Origin of the sequence: Nostoc sp. CALU 1950 (genome assembly GCF_051172895.1) — a bacterium.
GTDB classification, from domain to species: Bacteria; Cyanobacteriota; Cyanobacteriia; order Cyanobacteriales; family Nostocaceae; genus Nostoc; species Nostoc edaphicum_A.
The window spans coordinates 1-20,912 of sequence record NZ_JBDNJQ010000007.1 but is presented as its reverse complement, the minus strand read 5'-3'; the positions used below and the strand labels follow the sequence as shown (position 1 = coordinate 20,912).

Sequence of the window (20,912 nt, the reverse complement as noted above, 5' to 3'; positions counted from 1 at the left end):
ATGAAACCTTTAAGCAGATATGCAGTGTAGCATGATGAAAGTGATGGTGGCAGATGTTGTCTGCTTAAGGCATATAGTAAGTTGCTTGAATTAGCAGTGAGGTTAAACACGTTAATACTGTGATCAAGCACACACACTATTCAAATACCACAACCATAGCACTTTCACCATTCGAGGATATAGCAGAAATGCATATTGCAGCTTGATATAAGTTGAAAAAAATCTCTCATGTTTAAATGTGCCTACAGTAAAAAAAATGAGAAAAAGTCGCAAGTTAGTTTTTTAAAACTCTAGGATTGCGATGCGATCAAGTAAAGTACTAAATGCGTAGGAATACGATTTGATTCGAAAAACTTACTTGCGTAGAGAGGGAATTCTTAACAGGAAATAAGCAAATAAGTAAGTCGGCACGATAAAACGTATGTATATTGAGTTTTGTAAAAAGTGTGGAATAACCAATTTCTAAACTGTTTTTTGATTTTACATCTCGTCACAATTGTATGCAATTTGGCGATTCGTTAAGTGGGGCGATCGCTGAATCCTCTGGTTTGTCTTGCTCTGTGAAAGCAGTTTGTGTCATACTTACAGAAATCAACTAATTACTAAATCCCGATTGAGTTTTCGTAGTATAAACTACTTACGTAATGACTGATATTTAGGTCAAAAACTGACGAACAAAAGAAAGCAGAATTTAGGCTATAAGTAGTTGCGATCGCTTAACTCCGATAGAAGCATTTATAAGTTTGCAGGAAGATCAATTTTTCGCGGGATGGGATTCAGTAGTAGTAAAGTGAGTTTTGCAGGAGTATTTATGTCACAGTTGGAGCAAGCAGTGTCAGACACCTTTGTAGCCAAAGGCTTAGAAACTCTCCCCAATATTTTCGACCGAGTTGAGGCTCTGGCCAAAGACTTTGCCACCCGTGCAGGGGTACATGACAAAGATGGTTCCTTTCCCTTCGAGAATTTTACAGCTTTGCATGAGGCAGGATTACTCAGCCTCACCATTCCACATGAATTAGGTGGTCAGGGTTTGGGGCTGCCAACTATCTGTCGAGTGATTGAAGGGATAGCGCGTGGCGATGCTTCAACCGCGCTAGTACTGACAATGCATTATCTTCAACATGCTCATGCGGCTCGTAGTCGTCGCTGGCATCCAGAAGTATATAAGCGGCTGTGTCGTGAATCAATCGAAGGCATTGCTCTGCTCAATGCTGCCCGTGTTGAACCAGAGTTAGGAACGCCAGCTAGAGGCGGATTGCCTGCGACAATTGCCGAACGAACAATAGAGGGCTGGCGTTTAACAGGACATAAGCAGTACACCACGGGTAGTCCCATTCTTAGCTACTTTGTTGTTTGAGCACGGACAACTGAGGATGAACCACAAGTTGGAAGTTTTCTGGTTCCGCGCGATCTGCCAGGTTTGCGAATTGTTGAAACCTGGGATCACTTGGGGATGAGAGCGACAGGCAGCCACGATCTAATTTTAGAGAATGTATTAATTCCCTCAGAGTATGCTCTAAATATCAGCCCCATATCTGCGGCGCCATCTTTTGATCCGCTGATTTCGACTTGGGGTAGTTTGACAGTGAGTGCTTTATATCTCGGTGTTGCTACTAGTGCGCGAGACTGGCTGGCTAAATATCTTTGGGAGCGATCGCCTTCTAATCTCAAAGAGCCACTGGCAACTCTGCCACGCTTCCAAACTGCTGTGGGTGAGATAGAAGCACTGTTGTTTGCTAACAATAGATTGATTTATAGTTTGGCTGAAGATATTGATAAAGGCGAGTATGAGCCTAATGTAGGTTTACAGGCACAAGCTGTTAAATATCTCACCACAACTAACTCAATTCGTGCTGTGGAGATTGCTTTAGAACTGACAGGTAATCCTGGTCTATTAAAAAGGAATCCTTTAGAACGACATTACCGTGACGTTCTGTGCAGCCGTATCCATACACCGCAAAATGATGTTATTTGCCAGTCTTTAGGGAAGTCGGTGCTGAAAGTAAAGTGAGTGGGCAGAGGGGGAGAAATAACTAATGCCCAATGCACAAGGCACAATTCCCAATATATATAGGAATCCGCTTTGATTTCTGAACTAATTTGCGTAGGTAGACAGGCAATAGGCAACAGGCAAGAAGGCTTCTTAGTTGTACTGAGTTTTTTCAGAAATCAAATATGAGTCCTATATTTGGAATTATATCAAGTTCGGGTGATTACTGATAATAAAATCTATCAAGGTTGGGTTGAAGAACAAAGCTTAATATTAAGCGTTAATTGTTGGGTTTTATTTTGTTTAACTAATTTCACTATATTTAAATGATCAGCTTTTAAAATCGATTTTAACTTCTGCTCTGCAATTAAGTGAGAAATCTATAGGAATCAGCTTTAATTTTTGATGAGTCCTATAGTACAGAACGACGTAAATCAACCATCCATTTCAAATCACTAAAATAGCAGTTTACATATTTTTTAGATTGATATATTCATATTTGCTGCTTACATAGCTGACTCCGGCTATATTTTGCCCGATAAATGTATCAATTATGATTAACCTTTAATTAACTAAAATTTAACTCATGCATTAACTACTCATGTCATCTTCTTGACTATGGACATTCCGTTTATTCACTAAACTTTTAACTTGAAAAAGTAGTTATTTCTTGAGGTGAATTAGCGAAAATTCAATGTCCAACAAACTAGGAATTTTGTTATGAACAAGATGAACTTTAAGCTTAACAGCCTGACAGTATTAGGTCTAGTCTCAATAGTAACCGCCACCTTTGGTCTATCAATATCTGCGGTTCATTCCCAAAGCGTCAGCACAGTTACGGTTGATGGTTCTAGCACTGTTTTCCCAATTACGGAAGCAGCAGCAGAAGACTTCCAAAAAGCGCAAAGCGGTAGAGTGAGAGTTACAGTAGGCGTTTCTGGTACTGGCGGCGGCTTCAAAAAGTTCTGTCGTGGCGAGACAGACATCTCTGGTGCATCTCGTCCCATCCTACAAAAAGAAATCGATGCTTGCAAAGCTGCGGGTATTCGTTATGTCGAACTACCAGTAGCTTATGATGCTTTAACAGTGGTGGTTCACCCCCAAAATTCCTGGGCAAAAAATCTTACAGTCGCCGAATTGAAGAAAATTTGGGAACCTGGGGCACAGGGTAAGGTCAACAACTGGAATCAGGTTCGTAACGGATTCCCCAATGCACCTCTAAAGTTGTTCGGCCCTGGTGCAAACTCTGGAACTTTTGACTACTTTACCGAAGCTGTTGTTGGCAAATCGAAGTCTAGCCGGGGTGACTTTACTGCTAGCGAAGATGACAACGTACTTGTACAAGGTGTTAGCCGTGATAAGAACGCTCTTGGTTACTTCGGTTATGCCTATTACGCAGAAAACAAAAATAAACTGAAGGCAGTGCCAGTTAACGGCGTATTGCCATCGGAAACAACAGTTAAAAATGGCACTTACAGTCCGCTATCTCGCCCCATTTTTATCTATGTTAGTTCCAAGTCTATTGACAAGCCACAAGTAAAGCAGTTTGTGCAATTTTACTTACAGAATGCAGCTAAGTTTTCTCAAGAAGTAAAATACGTTCCCCTGCCAGCGTCAGCATACACTACCGCCCAGAATCACTTCAATAAGAAGAGATATGGCACGATTTTTGGTGGTCAAGAATCAGTTGGGCTGAAAATTGAAGAATTATTAAGCCGTGAAGCCAGAGAATAAGCCTAATTTTGATTTTTGAATTAGTTCAAAATCTGCAATTTATCAAAGGGAGGTGTAGTACCTCTCTTTGTCTATTTAAATTTATCATCCAAAGAGCGATCGCATCCCAGCATGAGTAGTGCAAAACAAACTCAACTTTCTCGAAAGCTAGTGCGTGATTTGCAAGAACGGGCAATTGAGTCTGTCTTGTTTCTGGCGGCATTTTCTTCTGTAGCAACGACAGTAGCCATTCTTGGTATCTTATTTTACGAATCGATAATATTTTTTCAAAAAGTATCTTTATGGGAATTCCTTACAGATACTCAATGGACACCTTTATTTGATGATAAGCATTTCGGTATTTTACCGTTAGTGACAGGAACTTTAGTCACCACATTTGTTGCTTTATTAGTAGCAGTACCACTAGGTACGATTATTGCTATTTACCTAAGTGAATTTGCTTCACCCATCGTTCGGGAAATTGTCAAGCCAGCTTTAGAATTGTTGGCGGGTATTCCTACAGTAGTTTACGGTTATTTTGCCCTCTTATTTCTCACCCCCATGTTGCAGGTAATTCTGCCAGATTTACCTGGTTTTAGTATGTTAAGTGCGGGACTCGTCATCGGTATTATGATTATTCCTTATGTTAGTTCCCTGAGTGAAGATGCCATGCGTACAGTACCCGCACATATACGCGAGGCTTCTTATGCAATGGGGGCTACCCGCTTCCAAACAGCTTTGCGAGTCGTATTACCAGCTTCTATTTCTGGCATCTCTGCGGCTTACATTTTGGGGATTTCTCGTGCGATCGGTGAAACGATGATAGTGGCTATTGCTGCGGGTGGACAACCCAACTTGACCCTTAACCCGATGGAACCAGCTGCTACCATGACAGCCTACATTGTATCGGTGAGTCTCGGCGACCTACCTCATGGCAGCCTGGAATATCAGACTATCTTTGCAGTTGGACTGACGTTAGTGCTAATGACTTTAGTCTTCAACATCATTGGTCATTTTCTCACCAAGCGCTATCGAGAAATTTATTGATATGACAACTCTTAATATTCAAAAAGTCCGTAAGACTATTAGCCGGAATAAGCGATCGCAATATATTTTCAACATTATTGGCATATTGTCAATGCTGTTTGGTATTGTCACATTACTGGCACTATTGTTTGATTTAATCACCGATGGTTTCCCACGTCTTTCGTGGCAATTTTTGACTTCGTTTCCTAGTCGTAGGGCGGAAGAAGCAGGCATCCTCTCTGCTTGGGTAGGAACGCTTTTGGTAATGTTTGTAACGTCTTTAGTAGCCATACCCATCGGCATAGCATCGGGTATTTACTTAGAAGAGTATGCCCGAAAAAATTGGTTGTCTGATGTAATTGAAATTAATGTCACCAACTTAGCTGGTGTTCCGTCGATTATTTACGGACTTTTGGCTTTGGGTGTATTTGTTTATGGGTTCAATTTCGGTCGAAGCATTATTACCGCTGGGTTTACCTTGGCGCTATTGGTTTTACCAGTGGTGATCGTTTCTACCCGTGAGGCTTTGCGTGCTATACCAAATAGTATCCGCGAAGCTGCCTACGCAACAGGGGCTTCTAAGTGGCAAATGATTTGGGATCATATTTTGCCTTACTCAACAGGCACGATTCTCACTGGGATTATTGTTGCCTTGGCACGAGCTATTGGTGAAACTGCACCCCTAATTACCATTGGTGCGCTGACATTTATAGCCTTCTTACCAGAACCACCAATTACTGGGCAGTTTCCCTACATCTCATTCTCTTGGTTACTCGCTCCGTTTACAGTTATGCCCATTCAAATGTTCGATTGGGTATCTCGTCCCCAAGCTGAGTTTCAGGTGAATGCAGCAGCAGCAGGTATTGTTCTAATTGCTATTACTTTGGCTATGAACGCTGTAGCAATTTATATTCGCTATCGTTTACGCAAAAAAATAAAATGGTAGAAATTGCATCATCAACCCTAGAAAAATCCATCAAAGCTTCGGTCAATTATCTGAATTTCTACTACGGTGGAACAGTCCACGCTCTCAAAGACATTAATATGTCAGTGGGTGAAAAACAAGTAACGGCACTGATTGGCCCTTCTGGATGTGGTAAAACCACTCTGTTACGTTGTTTCAATCGAATGCACGATCTATATCCTGGAAATAGCTATAAAGGGGAAATCACTCTCGAACCAGATGGGATTAACCTGCTCAGTAATAAGGTTGACCCAATTGAGGTACGGATGCGGATTAGTATGGTGTTTCAAAGACCTAATCCCTTTCCTAAATCCATTTACGAAAATGTGGCTTACGGTTTGAAGGTGCGGGGTGAATCGAAACGTGCAGTCCTTGATGAAAAAGTAGAGAAAGCTTTGCATGAAGCAGCTTTGTGGAATGAAGTCAAGGATCGCTTGAATGATTTAGCTTTTAACCTTTCTGGTGGTCAACAGCAGCGGTTGTGTATCGCCCGCGCTTTGGCGACTGATCCTGAGATTGTTCTATTTGATGAGCCGACATCAGCTTTAGACCCCATAGCTACCGCCAGCATTGAAGAGTTGATCGATCAATTAAAAGAAACGGTGACGATTTTGATTGTCACTCACAATATGCAACAGGCCGCTCGTGTTTCTGATTACACTGCGTTTATGTATTTAGGTGAGTTGGTGGAATTTGATCGGACAGAAAAGATTTTTAATCACCCCTTGAAGCAACAAACGGCAGACTATGTGAATGGTCGTTTTGGATAAGAATATTTTATAGAAAACTCAAAGCTTGCTATATCTGGTTTCTCGCCCCTTCAAGCGATGCATGGGTTGGACAGAGCGATCGCACTTTGCGAAAATAGAGCAAGTTCAGCTAAGAATGATAATCACTTAAAAGTTGCGAAAAAGCGCCTGCGATCAACAGGCGCTTTATTTTTTTATTTTCGTAGTAAATTTAATGATGATTAGAGTTTTTAAGTATCTAGTACAGCACGGCGAAAATAAACCACCCATTCCCAATCAACAAAACCCTTACGCTGTCTTCATTTTTAATTTTTAATTTTTAATTTTTAATTCCGCCTTGCGGTACTAGTGAGTCTCTGAGGCTGAGGATATAACAAAAAATCTTAAAACATAGACTATACAAGCATTTCAAACCCACATTCCGTACTTTTAACTTTCACAGATCCTACGATGGTAGTAAACTAGTACACTGTAGCGGAAGTTTGCCCTACATTTATTTAACAAGGGGATTTTGCCCGTTCCGAGATTTAGCTTAACCCAGACATAGCTTCCAAAAACTGAAAATAGTTGTTGAATTTTACATATTCTTCTATATCATCTTGAATAACAAGCACCTAAAAGTTAATTAATAAAGTTATTTTAGCTAAACATAATCGACATTTTATAGCAGTTGAGCCAATATTTTTAATTAAAATAAAACACGCTATATAAATATTATAAAAATTTTTCAACCTGAACTATAACAACAGAAAAATGTAATTAAAAATATCATGGGCAGTGAGGCATTTTTTAGCAACTAATCTTTTTAACGAGGATATACTAATTCAATGATTCAATTAAGTAGGATTACAAAGCGCAAAAGTTATAAAAACGAGATACGACTTTGCTTTTTAAAAGACCCTTTGCTTTTTACTGATAATATTTTTATCAATTTGTCAGAAAAGTTAAGTCATGAAAATATGACGAGTCAGGGCAAGCAATCTTTCTACTTTCCCCCTTAACCAAGAGGTGTTAGTCAATGTGGAGAAGGTGGTATAAAACGTCTGTAAAAAGTAAATTTTGGGACACAGCATTATATAAATATCTACTAACCACTTATCTGCTGGATGACTACTGTATAGCTACGTAATTTCCATGAATATCTCATTTTGGGAGTAACATAGTTAAACAGCATTGCTGATTTGTACTGTTTTACTGAATCAAGTTTTGTTTCACACGTTTTGGGAATATGAGTAAACTAATTCCAGCCATCAGAGTCAAAAACTTCAGCTTCTATTACGACACTCAAAAGATAGTTGAAGGCGTGTCAATGGATATTTACCAAAACCAAGTCACGGCAATTATTGGTTCTAGTGGTTGTGGCAAGTCTACTTTTCTTAAATCGTTAAATCGCATGACTGAATTAGAAGGAGATGTGAGGGTTGAAGGAAGAGTAGAATTTTACGGACAAAGTATTTATGAGCGTCGTGTCAACATCAATCGTTTACGTCGCCAAGTGAGTATGGTTTTTCCCAAGCCAAATCTTTTTCCCATGAGCGTTTACGATAATGTAGCTTATGGCGTGAAATTAGTTGGATGGCATCCGAAAGTAGAATTAGATGGGATTGTTGAATCTGCCATCAAAGCTGCCGAACTTTGGGATGAAGTGAAAAATAAGCTACACAAATCTGCTTTAGAGCTTTCTGGTGGTCAACAACAAAGATTATGTATTGCCCGTGCTTTAGCAGTCAAACCTAACGTTTTATTGATGGATGAACCTTGTTCAGGTCTTGATCCTGCTGGTAGTACAAAAATTGAGCATTTGATCCATAACTTACGCTCTGAGTTGACAATTGTGATTGTTACTCACAATTTGCAGCAAGTTACTCGCCTATCTGATTTTACGGCTTTCTTTTATAACAATGAAAATCGTATTACTCAAATGGTTGAATTTGGTACTACACATAAAATCTTTACTAACCCCGTGGATTGTCGCACTCGTGACTATGTTTTCGCCCGCGTTAGTTGAAGTATTTCTTAAATTCTAGCTATTCAGAGAGCTATGAAATAGTTCAAGCGGAAATTAGGAGTTAAATTTAATTTCCGCTTGCTTTGAGTTTTTTTGTGTTGGGCAATATGAACTTACATTGACAGTCTTTTTTTATACTATATACTTAAAGACAGGGATCTTTTTTAGACCACCTGAATCACAAGATGAAATGTCCTCGGTGCGAATCTACTTCATATCGTAAAAATGGTCGTCGGAATGAGAAGCAGAATTACCTCTGCAAAAATTGTGGTAAACAATTCCTTGAGCCGGCATTTCCTCATTCCTTGGAAAGTGACTTGCTTGCTAACAGCAACGGGCACAGTAAAATATCTATGGCTAAAGAGACGGAACTTTCTTTAGTGAAAAACCTCCTAGAAGAAAAAGTCACAGGGAAAAGTCTTGACTCTTTTAGTTTTATATTAGCTGAAGAACTACTGCAAACTATATTATCGCCTGATTGGCTAGAATCTGACATGTTCAGCCAATTGATCCTGAAAATTCAGCAAAAAAATGAAGTTAAACATCAGTTAGGAACAGGAATATCTCTTCTACTTTTGGATGCAGAAAACTTAAAATTAGATATTAATTCTGAATTATTTTTAGCTAGTGTTTGTCAGTATCCTCTCCAAGTTAAAATGGCATTTGCTAACTGGAGAAACCCAAGTATTGGGAAGCAAGATATTGAACTATATAACCGTGGCTATCAACTTGTCCATGTGCCTGAAGGTAAAAATAGTGCTGATGCAAAAATGATTGCATTCGGTGCTTGTATTTTACGCTCTTATCCAACAGTTAAAGAAATATTAGTCTGTTCTAGCGATGGAATTTTAATTCACCTATGTAACGAACTCCAAAACCAAGGATTGATTGTCTATTGGGTACGTAGACAAGGGCAAACTTTGCATATAAACAACCGAAATAGTGGCAAAATTACTGATTATTCACTAGCAATGGCAACAGAAGTTCCATCCTTGGAAAAAGTGGTTGATACAATTCAAGATTTAATTAAAACTGAACAGGAATCAATCAATGCTCGACTAGACAGTTTAGTAGCTGTTGCAACTTTATTTCAAGAAAGATGCGAGATCAATATTAAAGAGAATCCCAAAAAAACAGAAGTTGAGAAAATAATTCCTACTTTAAATAACTCATTTACAGAATCTATTCAAGAAGAAGAGGAAGAGAAAAAAGAAGATTCATCGGTAAATACTAATGGTAAAACATTAGATGAATTACTATTAAAAATTATTCAAGATATACAAATAAACTCTCCTAAAACTAAATTATCTGTGTCTAAGCTAGGCTCAGAGTTACGGAAAATAACCGGAGAATCTCCTAATTCAATTATTAAAAAATTAAAGTTAGGTTCCAACTTAACTAAATACTTAGAATCATCTCCCACATTTACATTAAAAGCAAATGGCAAGGAATACGAAGTAACAGCATTACTCTGCGAGTAAATACTTTCTCTATGTTTACGTACAATCTAAGCCTGTAATTCAGTATTATGTAAAAAGATGTAAAGAAATGTAAATAATACGATGCAAGATAAAGTCGTTGTTATTGTCGGTGCTACTGGTGGTATTGGTTCAGCTTTAACACACAAACTTGCGCCTACCGGAGTCCGGTTAGTACTGGCTGCCAGAGATGCGGTTCGTTTAACAACACTGGCAAATGATTTACCAGGGCAAGTTTTGACCGTTCCCACTGATATTACTGATCCCCAACAGGTAGATACTTTGATAGAAAAGACCATCGCTGAGTTTGGTCAAATCGATATTTTAGTGAATGCAGCTGGTGCTGGTATACTCAAGCCCTACAACAGCCTGGAACCCGCTGATTTAGACAAGATGTTAGATGTCAACTTAAAAGGTAGCTTTTACACCACTCAGGCGGCTGCTGAAGAGATGCAAAAGCGCAAGTCTGGTCACATCTGTAATGTGGTAGGAATTTTGGGCAAGCATTCGATGGGGATGGCAGCGGCTTATTCTGCTTCTAAGTTTGGTGTTGTCGGTTTTAGCAAGTGCATGGCAGAGGAACTCAAGCGTTTTGGTATCAAGTTCACGCTATTCTACTTTGGTGGGGTAGATTCTCCTTTTTGGGATAACGTCAACCTAAAAGTAGACCGGAAAAAAATGCTCAGTGCTGAAACTGCTGCCAATGCTATTTTCTTTGCCATTTCTGCCGAACCGCAAGCTGTGCCAATGGAAATTAACATTCAACCTGATAGTCATCTGTTCTTTTAAAGAAGGAGTGCGCCTACATATTTCTTGCTTAGGAAAGACGTGAAAATCTAGCAAAAAAGGCAAAATTTACAGATATATAAACTTTTATGCTGGATTTTCAGTATCTATGAAAATTGATCACGTTCATTTCTATGTAGAAGATGCCAAAGTATGGCGGGATTGGTTTGTACACCATCTTGGTTTTCAACCAGTAACCGATCGCAGCAATTCATTTCACACTTGTACAGAAGTGGTGAAAAATGGTGCTGTCTGCTTTTTTCTATCTTCACCACTGTTACCCACAAGTCCGGTAGCTGAGTTTCTGCGTCAATATCCACCTGGTGTGGCAGATGTCGCTTTTGCTGTGGAAGATGTAGAAGCTGCGATCGCACTAGCTCAAAAACACGGTGCTACAATCCTACAACCCGTCCAGGAACGCCAGGTGGGTACGGCATTCCTCAAATGTGGCAAAATTGCCGCCTGGGGTGGACTTACTCATACGTTGATAGAAAGGTCATTAGTCAGTAGTCATCCGTCATTAGTTTTTGACAAAGGACAAAAGACAAATGACAACACTTTTACCGCCATAGATCACGTAGTGCTGAATGTGGCAGTTGGTGAATTAGAGCGTGCTGTGGCTTGGTACGAAAACATTCTAGATTTTCAACCCCAGCAAGCATTTAAAATTAAAACCAATCGCTCTGCTTTACACAGCCAGGTGATGATTTCGCGTAACGGTAGCGTCCAATTGCCAATTAATGAACCGGCTTCCAGAAATTCTCAAATTCAGGAATTTCTAGATGTCAACCAGGGCGCAGGAATTCAGCATATTGCTTTGCGGACAACTAATCTTGTGAGTGCGATCGCTAAATTTCGTGCCAGTGGTTTATCCTTACTCTCAGTTCCCCAAACTTACTATTCACAGCTAAAACAGCGTCCAGGACTGACACTATCTCCTCTAGAACTGGAAGCGATCGCCCAACAAGAAATTCTCGTGGACTGGCAAGAATATACTCCTTTAGAGGGAATAAATACCGCACCCTTATTACTGCAAATTTTTACCCAGCCAATTTTTGAGCAGCCGACATTTTTCTTTGAGTTTATTGAGCGTCGTTTCCAAGCTCAAGGTTTTGGGGAAGGAAACTTTCGCGCCTTATTTGAAGCTATTGAAAGCGAACAAATCAAACGAGGTACTTTGCAATAACTACTTCTAAGCTAAAAATATTCAATTTGTATAACCGAATGAAACATAACTCTAGTGGGGTGTGCATCTTATCCGCCCTAATTATGCAAGTTATACCAATTTGAAAAAATAACGCGACAAATAGACCATTTTGTAGAGACGCGATTCATCGCGTCTTCACCCAAAGATGTATTAATTTGCTATAGTCATATTTGAAAATCTGAAATATTTTCAAGACGAATATTAATATCGTCTATGTTACTAAATTGATTTCCTGTAATTGTTACCTCTACCGAATTAGTGCTATCGTTGCCATTATTAGTTGCATGGATACCACTTCCATCAATTACTGACAGAACATTGTTGGAGATGGTAGCACTACTGCTAACATTATCATCAAAGAATTTTAGGTTAATAGCATCATTCAATATCGAGTCTCCTGGATTAAAATCTCGCACATTGGTAATTGTATTTCCAGATATTGTAAAGATGGTCTGAGAATTATTACTGACTTGAAAACTCATCCCATCTTTATTAGTTATGGTATTAATAGTATTACCGGAAACAGTAACATTGTTAGCAACAACATCATCAGCAGCTTGGAAGTTGATACCATTTGAGGCAGTACTTGTGTCTACTCCAGTAATTTGATTGTTATTAATAGTTATACTGCTCAAATTAGCACTGTCTGTTAATTGAACATCCACACCACTACCAATATTAGAAATGGTATTATTATTAACCTGTGCTGTACCCGATGCCATGCCAGAAAAATTGACGCCAATATCATTCTGGTTTTCTGACAAAGTATTATCGTCAATTGTTAAATCCACACTACCCGTAGAATTTTGGGTAAAAATACCAGAACTGTTATTCAAACCGTTAATAATATTCTGATTAACGGTAGCTGTACCTGTTACTTCAGATAAGGCAATGCTTTCTTGATTAGCATCGGTAATTGTATTCCTATCTATATTGATAGTACCGCTAGAATTTTCTACCTGGATACCTTGAGTACCTACATTAGTGATAGTATTATCAGTAATTTTTGCTATCTCACCACCACTCAATTTAATTCCTACAACTTGACTATTTGCGATAGTGTTATTTACTACCTCTAGATTGCCTTGCAAATCATCTAATCCAATGCCTTCAGCGGTGGTATTTGAAACTTGATTGTCTGTAATACTTACATCCAAAGTAGTTATATTGCTAAAGTTACCCGCACTAATACCGCGTCCAGCTATGTCAGAGATATTATTTTCAGTAATACTGACTGTAGAATTGGCATTATCAAAAAACTCTAGATTGATAGCATCAGTAAAATTCAAATCTCCAGTAACAGTGTCTTTTATATCGCTAATTGTATTACTAGAAATGGTAAATGCAGCACGACTATTTCCATTGAGTTGAAGATTAATTCCATCTCCATTAGTTATGGTGTTGATAGTATTTCCTGAGACGGTAACATTATCAGCAACAACATCGTTAAACGCTTGTAAGTTGATACCATTAGATGTGATGTCTGCATCGACTCCATTGATTTGGTTGTTGTTGATAGTTACATTACTAAAGTTAGCACTATCTGACAATTGTACATCTACAGCAGTACCATTATTAGTGATGGTATTTTCGTTAATTTGTAAGGTTCCCGAAGCGGTACCAGCTAAACTGATGCGAACATCATTAAAGTTTTCTGTCAAATTATTGCTATTGACTGTTAAAGCTGTTGCACCTGTAGTATTGCTGATCACAATACCATTGTTGCTATTAATTCCATTAACAGTATTTTGGTTAACGCTAACTGTACCTATGACTTCAGATAAGCTAATACTTTCTTGTTGAGTATCTGTAATTGTATTGTTACTAACATTAGCAGTAATCCTTGCGGTTTCTACCTGTATACCTTGCTCACCTGCATTAGTAATGTTGTTGTTGATAACTTGAGGATTCGTTACCTGTTGTAGTTGTATACCATCTCCAGAAGTATTAGTAATGATATTAGCATCAGATGTGACATTGACTGTATTATCTAAAGTTTCATTGAAGACATTAATACCAGTTCCTTGAACATCAGAGATATTATTTCTGGCAATATTTACCGTTGTATTAATGTTAGAAGCATCAAAATTATCTAAGAATTGCAGGTTAATACCATTACCTTCTGTGGTGATTTGGGAAATAGTATTATCGGTAATCGCAATTTCTTGAATATTATCACCACCAGCTAACTGCATATAAATTCCGTTACCTACTGGGATTTGGGAAATGTTGTTATTAGAGAGGGTGACATTGGCATTAGCATTGTCTAATAATTCTATGTTTATGCCATTACTAAAGTTAAAGTCTCCTGAATTGGTATCTTGGATATTGCTGATTATGTTACTAGAAATTGTGAATTTAGCACTGCTAGTACCATTGAGTTGCAAGTTGATTCCATCACCATTAGTCATGGTGTTGATAGTATTATCGAAAACTGTGACATCACCCGCAACTGCATTTTCAAATGCTTGGAAGTTGATACCACTTGATGCGATACTTGTATCTGTCCCTGTGATTTGGTTATTTTTGATATCTACAGTGCTTAAACTGGTATTTTCTCCTAATTGAACATCCACAGCAGTACCATTATTAATGATGGTATTGTCGTTAATTTGTACTGTGCCAGTTGTGCCAGCTAAACTGACGCGAACATCATTAAGGTTTTCTGTCAACTGATTATTAGCAATTGTTAAATTGACATCACCTGTGATATTGCTAAAGTCAATACCAGTATTATTGTTGCTACCATTGATGTTGTTCTGACTAATAGTTGCTGTGCCTGTAATTTCCGATAACTTAATGCTTTCTTGGTTGGTATCGGTTAAGGTATTATCGCTAATATTTGTAGTACCGCTAGCAGTTTCTACTACAATACCTCGCTCGCCTGTATTTTTAATATTATTGGTAGTAATTGTAGGAGAAATAACTTGAGCTAGTTGTATAGCATCTCCAGAAATATTGTTGATAGTATTACTATTAATTGTAGGACGAACGATCGCATTATCTGTTGCTTGTAATTGAATAGCGCGATCGCCACTATCACCATTGCCAATATTTTGGATAATATTATTAGCAATAGTCACAGTTACATCTGCTTTGTCTGCCACTTCAAAGTCAATACCGTCATTACCAGCCGTATCTAAAGTATTACCTGTAATCGTGAAGCTAGTAATACTATTATTAAACAAATTGACAGCCGGAGTTACAGCTTCTGGCTTGAGCAATTCAACTTCAATACTACTATCACCAACATTGGTAATAATGTTATTGGCAATAGTAAAATTACCTTCAGAATTGGCGACGGCATTAATTGAAATCCCCACATCAACAATGTTAGTCAGGGTATTTCCACTAACTACAAACGTGCCTTGTCCTAAGTTACCTAAATTCAAATCGATACCATCTGCACCAGAACCACCATTAACTTGACCATTGTAAGTAATCTGGTTATTGAGGATATTAGCTGTAATGCTAGCGTTGCTAGTACAAGTTTTATCTACAAAGAGCGCATTAAAATCGCGGCAGAGATTAACTTCAATCCCATCTACTCTGTAATTAGTATCAACATCAAAGTTCGTAATGATGCGGTTGTCGGTAATTGTTAAATCCGTAATACCCTGGTAATTCCAAACAAAAATCCCACTTTCTAAACTAGAATCAATTGCAGGATTGCGGGTATCAGTGATAGTATTTTTGGCAATTTCTACCGTACCTGTGACATTTTCTAAATAAATACCTTCACTAAAAGCATTAGTGATTTTATTATCTAAAATTCTCACATTACTAATATTAGTTCCCTTAACGCCTCTGGCATCATCAGTACCAGGAATTTGAATATTAAATCCAGAAATAACAGTATTGTTACCCAGTGTGATTAATCCATTTCCAGTGGGAACCATACCAGTAATTATTGGATGTATCCCACTACCCGATAAAGGTAGGGTGACGACTCCCAAATCTTTGACATTAACTACTTGTAGAGGCCCACTAGAGAATACTCGAACGCCATCGGGAATAGTAAATGGTGAAAAAGCAGTGTTTTGATTAGAACGAACATAAATCACATTGTCTGCTTTAGCTACCGCCAAAGCATCGGCAATTGTGCCAAAGGGAGACTCAAATGTACCATTACCAGTACCACCAGGGGCTACGTGGATAATGATGGAGCGGTTATTATTGGTAGGAGTATCAGTATTATTTGTCGGAGTATCAGTATTATTTGTTGGAGTATCAGTATTATTTGTCGGAGTATCAGTATTATTTGCAGAACCTTGGCTTTCTGATTCAACCGTTGCAGCAAAAGCATCAGTTCTTTTTTCAACAGCAACTAGAATAGCAGCTTGGTTCTCTACTGTTGTTGCCATCCGCGCTAAAGCGCTATCTTTCTTCGGCTTGCTTCTCCTAGCGCCGCTACCAGGGAAATTTGCACCAATACTAAAAGCCAGCCTAGTATCAAATAGGTCATCATTTTGTAGAGAAAGACTCAAACCCAAAAAATCATTAGGACGAGCTTCGATTCTCGTTTTCCAACCAAAAGCTTCCTTAGATTGACCTCCAGAGTAATAGTATACACCTGCATAGCCACGCAAGTCGCCACTACCAATGCTTGCCAAGCGCGTACCAACTTCTGCATCTACACCAGACATCGCCACTTCTAAAAAGCGCGATCGCTGTATCATTAATGAATCACCTTGAAAGTATGGCAGATTCGTTTGGTCAACTTGGTTTTCTGAAGAATTCAAGGGAAGATAAGCATTAAAGCGAAAATCCCAACTACCTAAAGCTTCAAAACCTAGCCCTAACTGATCAAAATTACTCTTACCTGTGTCACGGGTAGAATAAGAAATATAGCCACCAATAATCCGATTAGCTTTTTCGCTAAACAATCGATGTCCTAATAATATATTGCCAGCTAAATTCGAGTCATTGTCTAATAAAACCTTCCCTTGTAAGAAAGTCAAAGTATTGCCAGGAGTTTGCAAAACAGGCAAAAATCCCTCAAAACTGCTAAATGATTCATATCCTGCTCCCTCAGTGGTATAGCGTACTCCAAAGCGGGGGGTAAATATCGGTTCTATTTCTGGTATTGTTTGAGCAATAGCCGTTGACGCAGAAGCTAAAATTCCAAACAAAGTAATGTAACCCAAATATTTAAAATTATTCATTGGTAGACCTGATATATAAACAAGAAGGGAAAAGGTTAAAGGGAAAAGGGGAAAGGGATGAACAGGTCGCGCCACTTGCGGGCGAGGTTTTTACTTTTTCCCCTTTCCCTTCTTCATAAATAGAAACCCAAATTAATGTAGAGACACTACACTGCAATGTCTCCAAAAATTAGATGAACCTGTTGGTATAATTTTTGCGGCGAATCCCAATTACACAAGGACGAGGAACACCCGTAGATAGTCTTTAACTTTGATAGCTGCTAGTCAACCACTCATTCGTTATATCTATGTATTGTATTTAGTCAATATCAGTTAGCTGATACAGCCGGATATGTGACCGCTTACATCTTAGTTGTATTTTTTCAAACTGTCACTATAGTTAAAGATGCTTAAAGTTAGAGGATTTTTTCCACATCATCGTCGATACTTTCTAAAAAAGTTTTTACGAAAAAATACTTAGTTGAATTCAATAGTGGAGATTATTGATCTAAAAATAGCCATATATCTGAGATAATTTTGATAAAAATTAACATTTTGCAGCGATGCTAAGACTGATTACTGACTTCGACGGCCCAATTATTGATGTTTCCGAACGGTACTACCGTGTTTATCAATTTTGCTTGGAAAAAACCCGTCGCCCAGACCAAGCAGTGCAAGAACTTCCGAAAGCGGAATTTTGGCAGTTAAAGCGATCGCGTGTTCCTGAAAAACAAATCGCCTTAAATTCAGGGTTAGACGAAGCCCAAGCACAAGAATTCGCCCAATTACGGCGGCAAACTGTGCATACAGAAACTTATTTTAACTATGACACTCTCGCACCTGGTGCCGTTGATGCACTGTTAAAAATTCAACAAGCTGGAATTGATTTAGCAGTTATGACCATGCGCCGAGTTCGGGAACTAGATTATGCCTTTAAAAAATATGATTTAGGTAGATTTTTCCCGGAAAATCGTTGTTATTGCCTGAGTAACGACTACGTTAAAACTCGCGATATTGAAGATAAGCCTTTGTTGATGGCTAGGGCTTTAAAAGAACTGCCCCCCGCCGCTGATACCTGGATGGTGGGAGATACGGAAGCCGACATCACCGCTGCGAAAAATTATGGTATTAAGGTGATGGCTGTGGAATCTGGTATCCGCGATCGCACCCAATTGGAACTTTACTACCCCGATTTAATTGTTAAGGATTTTAGCACTGCTGTAGATTTAGTCCTAGAACCTAAACGCCTTGTCTGAAAGGCTCTTTAGGATACAACCAGAAGTGGTGAATGTTAACAAAAAGCTGATAAAAATAGCCAAAAATATGTGAGACTCTGGGCAAAAAATTAAAATATTTTAGTTGAACAGTTCCTATAAATTCATTTACTAAAATTGTCAAAGGTATCTTGAGAGGACTGCCAAAAAACGATTATCCAGTAACAGTTGTTTGTTCTTTGAGTGCTGGCTATCTTATAGCCTGGATAACAGCTTAACAAGTATGCGAGATTTATTTATTTCAAAGATTAAATAACACAGGTTTTGAAGTAGATATTTCTACATTTTTTTTGGCAAGTTAGTAAATTACAAAGGTAGGGGCAGAAGGCTTAGTCGCAAGAAAACTTCGCCCTAGCTGGTTCCTAGCCTGGAGGCTCTGCCTTTAGTGGCTTGACCAGATATCTCGGAATATATTCCCAGCCTGTAGGCTGGAAACGAGACAAACCAAGACTTTGGGCTTATCTTAGCGCCATTCAGTTCTGGCTTCTACAAGAGTCAATACTTCATTGCAGAGGTAGAAGCTCGTCAGTACTTGACACACGTTTATCAAAGCTGCGCCAGCTTCAGCTACAGTAGCATCCACTTGGTATTGAGCCGAGATGCGCGACGTGAAAGTTGCGTGTCTCGGCTCAATACATCTTCCAGTTTCTCACAGAGAATATCACGAATATTACGCACAACCTGATAAGTTGAGTTTTAACTCAAATAACTTGAGTGGTTTGACTGGAACCCAGTGTTGAAGAATAAGAACACTTAACTGCGAACCCTCGAATGACTAATCAGACTATTATCAACCCATTGAAGGAATAATAATCTCATGAGCACGATTGTTACTCACGATTATGACTAAAGATGGCATCCAAATCTACCAGAAGGGCTATTTATGTTCGTGACATTGATTTCTGCATTTTTCCTTGGGTTAGTTGCGGGACTGCGAGCGTTGACAGCCCCTGCTGCTTTATTTCTGGCACGTGGTGGGATTATAGGGATCGTTCTGGCTGTACTGGCAGTGGCTGAGTTGATTGGCGACATGCTGCCGCAAATCCCCTCTCGCACCAGTCCCCCTGCGTTGATTGCTCGGATTCTCAGTGGTGGCATTGTGGGATGGCTAGTCACCGGAGCAAACAGCAGTTTTGCAATTGTTGGAGCGCTCTTTGGTATTGTGGGTGCATTGGTCGGTACGTATGGGGGTCGAGCGGTTCGGATAGCCGCCATTGAACGGATTGGTGCAGTTCCTGCTGCTCTTACTGAGGATGTTGTCGCGATCGCTCTGGCTGCCTTTATCGTTACCCGTTGATCTTACAAAGTGTGTAAGCCCTAAGTTAACTGGTATCTTAAATTAAAGAACTTGAGTGGTCTCAGTTGAACCAAAATTGAATAATGAAGACAACTGATTGAAAGGTAGATAAGCCACCTGAGCGAGCAATCAGGTCATCAAAATCAGTTATGTATCAACTGATCAAGTAGCAATTTGCTTATATGTATTGACAAATCAAGAAGATCGCTGACTGAAATCAGTTATGTATCAACTGATCGATCAGTTAGCGATCGCGGATGCAGTTATCTTTACAGTCCGAATCAGATACAGATTGGGAAATCACAATTTACCTAGGAGCCAGATGAGTACAATCACGACTAAGGATGGTACGCAAATCTATTACAAGGACTGGGGCACAGGACAGCCCATTGTCTTCAGCCACGGCTGGCCACTGAGCGCGGATGCTTGGGAATCGCAGATGTTTTTTCTCGCCTCACATGGCTATCGTTGCATCGCACACGATCGTCGCGGTCATGGCCGGTCGAGCCAACCGTGGAACGGCAATGATATGGATACCTACGCCGACGATCTGGCAGAGCTTTTCGAGAAACTGGATATTAACGATGCGGTGATGATCGGACACTCTACCGGCGGGGGTGAAGTGGCGCGCTTTATCGGCCGCCACGGAACCAAGCGCGTTTCCAAGGCAGTGTTGATGGGCGCAGTGCCGCCGCTCATGCTCAAGACGGAGGCAAATCCGGGTGGGCTACCCATTGAGGTCTTTGACGGCTTTCGTGCGGCATTTTTGGCCGACCGCTCGCAGTTCTTTCTGGATGTACCCAGTGGCCCGTTCTTTGGCTTCAATCGACCCGGTGCTAAAGTCTCCCAAGGGCTAATCTATTCCTGGTGGATGCAGGGGATGATGGCTGGCCATAAGAACGCCTATGACTGTATTAAGGCGTTTTCGGAAACAGATTTCACCGAGGATTTGAAGAAGTTCGATGTGCCGACGTTGATCATCCACGGTGATGACGATCAGATCGTGCCGATTGGTGCTTCTGCCCTTTTGTCTGCGAAGCTCGTCAAGAATTCGACTTTGAAGATATATCCTGGGGGAGCGCACGCTCTGGGTGACACGAGCAAGGAACAGATCAACGCCGATCTGCTGGAATTTATCAAATCCTGATGCGGATGTACGGATGTGAGACGAATGGTACTAAGAAAAGATACAGCCCTTGTTATGACTGGTTCCCAGCCTCCAGGCTGGGAATCCATTCTGGGAGGCTCCGCCTCCGGTAGCTTGAATTGAGGCGGA

14 protein-coding genes and 1 pseudogene are annotated in these 20,912 nt (G+C 39.6%); 14 read left to right on the top strand and 1 reads right to left on the bottom strand.

Features of this window, described 5'->3' with window-relative positions:
- Positions 1-811: 811 nt before the first annotated feature.
- The 10 genes from ABF638_RS03590 (at position 812) to hppD (ending at position 11,900) form a co-directional block, all read left to right on the top strand.
- Entirely contained in the window at positions 812-1,357 is a 546-nt protein-coding gene (locus ABF638_RS03590) for an acyl-CoA dehydrogenase family protein (protein ID WP_435020341.1), read from the top strand.
- 96 nt (positions 1,358-1,453) lie between these two features.
- A complete protein-coding gene (locus ABF638_RS03585; RefSeq protein WP_435020339.1) occupies positions 1,454-2,011 on the top strand; it encodes an acyl-CoA dehydrogenase family protein in 558 nt (185 codons plus the stop codon).
- A gap of 699 nt (positions 2,012-2,710) precedes the next feature.
- A complete protein-coding gene (locus ABF638_RS03580) occupies positions 2,711-3,724 on the top strand; it encodes a PstS family phosphate ABC transporter substrate-binding protein (protein WP_069069876.1) in 1,014 nt (337 codons plus the stop codon).
- Positions 3,725-3,835: 111 nt separating this feature from the next.
- On the top strand, positions 3,836-4,750 hold the full coding sequence (gene pstC / locus ABF638_RS03575; RefSeq protein WP_435020336.1) for a phosphate ABC transporter permease subunit PstC: 915 nt from the start codon (positions 3,836-3,838) through the stop codon (positions 4,748-4,750).
- Between the two features lies 1 nt (position 4,751).
- Positions 4,752-5,675 (top strand): phosphate ABC transporter permease PstA, encoded by a 924-nt coding sequence (gene pstA, locus ABF638_RS03570; protein WP_435020334.1) that lies wholly within the window; start codon positions 4,752-4,754, stop codon positions 5,673-5,675.
- A complete protein-coding gene (pstB, locus tag ABF638_RS03565) occupies positions 5,669-6,463 on the top strand; it encodes a phosphate ABC transporter ATP-binding protein PstB (protein WP_435020332.1) in 795 nt (264 codons plus the stop codon). The genes pstA and pstB overlap by 7 nt, the downstream gene beginning before the upstream one ends.
- 1,207 nt (positions 6,464-7,670) lie before the next feature.
- Positions 7,671-8,450: a phosphate ABC transporter ATP-binding protein gene (locus tag ABF638_RS03560; protein ID WP_181931124.1), complete on the top strand. Its 780-nt coding sequence runs from the start codon at positions 7,671-7,673 to the stop codon at positions 8,448-8,450.
- A 185-nt stretch (positions 8,451-8,635) separates the two neighbouring features.
- Positions 8,636-9,931: an IS1/IS1595 family N-terminal zinc-binding domain-containing protein gene (locus tag ABF638_RS03555; protein WP_435020330.1), complete on the top strand. Its 1,296-nt coding sequence runs from the start codon at positions 8,636-8,638 to the stop codon at positions 9,929-9,931.
- 81 nt (positions 9,932-10,012) lie between these two features.
- Positions 10,013-10,717 (top strand): SDR family oxidoreductase, encoded by a 705-nt coding sequence (locus tag ABF638_RS03550; protein WP_435020328.1) that lies wholly within the window; start codon positions 10,013-10,015, stop codon positions 10,715-10,717.
- A gap of 106 nt (positions 10,718-10,823) precedes the next feature.
- On the top strand, positions 10,824-11,900 hold the full coding sequence (gene hppD, locus ABF638_RS03545; RefSeq protein WP_435020326.1) for a 4-hydroxyphenylpyruvate dioxygenase: 1,077 nt from the start codon (positions 10,824-10,826) through the stop codon (positions 11,898-11,900).
- A 185-nt stretch (positions 11,901-12,085) separates the two neighbouring features.
- Here the strand turns inward: hppD and ABF638_RS03540 are convergent, their stop codons facing one another.
- Positions 12,086-17,086: a beta strand repeat-containing protein gene (locus tag ABF638_RS03540; protein ID WP_435020324.1), complete on the bottom strand. Its 5,001-nt coding sequence runs from the start codon at positions 17,084-17,086 to the stop codon at positions 12,086-12,088.
- 542 nt (positions 17,087-17,628) lie between these two features.
- Between ABF638_RS03540 and ABF638_RS03535 the strand changes: the two genes are divergently transcribed.
- The 4 genes and pseudogenes from ABF638_RS03535 (at position 17,629) to ABF638_RS03520 (ending at position 20,783) form a co-directional block, all read left to right on the top strand.
- Positions 17,629-18,321: an HAD family hydrolase gene (locus ABF638_RS03535; protein ID WP_435020322.1), complete on the top strand. Its 693-nt coding sequence runs from the start codon at positions 17,629-17,631 to the stop codon at positions 18,319-18,321.
- A 116-nt stretch (positions 18,322-18,437) separates the two neighbouring features.
- Positions 18,438-18,638, top strand: a pseudogene (locus ABF638_RS03530) (IS4 family transposase); the annotation flags it as partial.
- Between the two features lie 584 nt (positions 18,639-19,222).
- Positions 19,223-19,636, top strand: a complete 414-nt coding sequence (locus tag ABF638_RS03525) for a hypothetical protein (protein WP_435020320.1) — start codon at positions 19,223-19,225, stop codon at positions 19,634-19,636.
- 322 nt (positions 19,637-19,958) lie between these two features.
- Complete coding sequence (locus tag ABF638_RS03520; RefSeq protein ID WP_435020318.1) at positions 19,959-20,783, top strand: alpha/beta fold hydrolase; 825 nt, start codon at positions 19,959-19,961, stop codon at positions 20,781-20,783.
- Positions 20,784-20,912 lie beyond the last annotated feature (129 nt).

Bases quoted from the DNA above. Each gene is read 5' to 3' on its own strand.
- ABF638_RS03590 (WP_435020341.1), top strand. From the start codon at position 812: ATGTCACAGTTGGAGCAAGCAGTGTCAGACACCTTTGTAGCCAAAGGC.
- ABF638_RS03585 (WP_435020339.1), top strand. From the start codon at position 1,454: ATGAGAGCGACAGGCAGCCACGATCTAATTTTAGAGAATGTATTAATT.
- ABF638_RS03580 (WP_069069876.1), top strand. From the start codon at position 2,711: ATGAACAAGATGAACTTTAAGCTTAACAGCCTGACAGTATTAGGTCTA.
- pstC (WP_435020336.1), top strand. From the start codon at position 3,836: ATGAGTAGTGCAAAACAAACTCAACTTTCTCGAAAGCTAGTGCGTGAT.
- pstA (WP_435020334.1), top strand. From the start codon at position 4,752: ATGACAACTCTTAATATTCAAAAAGTCCGTAAGACTATTAGCCGGAAT.
- pstB (WP_435020332.1), top strand. From the start codon at position 5,669: ATGGTAGAAATTGCATCATCAACCCTAGAAAAATCCATCAAAGCTTCG.
- ABF638_RS03560 (WP_181931124.1), top strand. From the start codon at position 7,671: ATGAGTAAACTAATTCCAGCCATCAGAGTCAAAAACTTCAGCTTCTAT.
- ABF638_RS03555 (WP_435020330.1), top strand. From the start codon at position 8,636: ATGAAATGTCCTCGGTGCGAATCTACTTCATATCGTAAAAATGGTCGT.
- ABF638_RS03550 (WP_435020328.1), top strand. From the start codon at position 10,013: ATGCAAGATAAAGTCGTTGTTATTGTCGGTGCTACTGGTGGTATTGGT.
- hppD (WP_435020326.1), top strand. From the start codon at position 10,824: ATGAAAATTGATCACGTTCATTTCTATGTAGAAGATGCCAAAGTATGG.
- ABF638_RS03540 (WP_435020324.1), bottom strand. From the start codon at position 17,086: ATGAATAATTTTAAATATTTGGGTTACATTACTTTGTTTGGAATTTTA.
- ABF638_RS03535 (WP_435020322.1), top strand. From the start codon at position 17,629: ATGCTAAGACTGATTACTGACTTCGACGGCCCAATTATTGATGTTTCC.
- ABF638_RS03525 (WP_435020320.1), top strand. From the start codon at position 19,223: ATGTTCGTGACATTGATTTCTGCATTTTTCCTTGGGTTAGTTGCGGGA.
- ABF638_RS03520 (WP_435020318.1), top strand. From the start codon at position 19,959: ATGAGTACAATCACGACTAAGGATGGTACGCAAATCTATTACAAGGAC.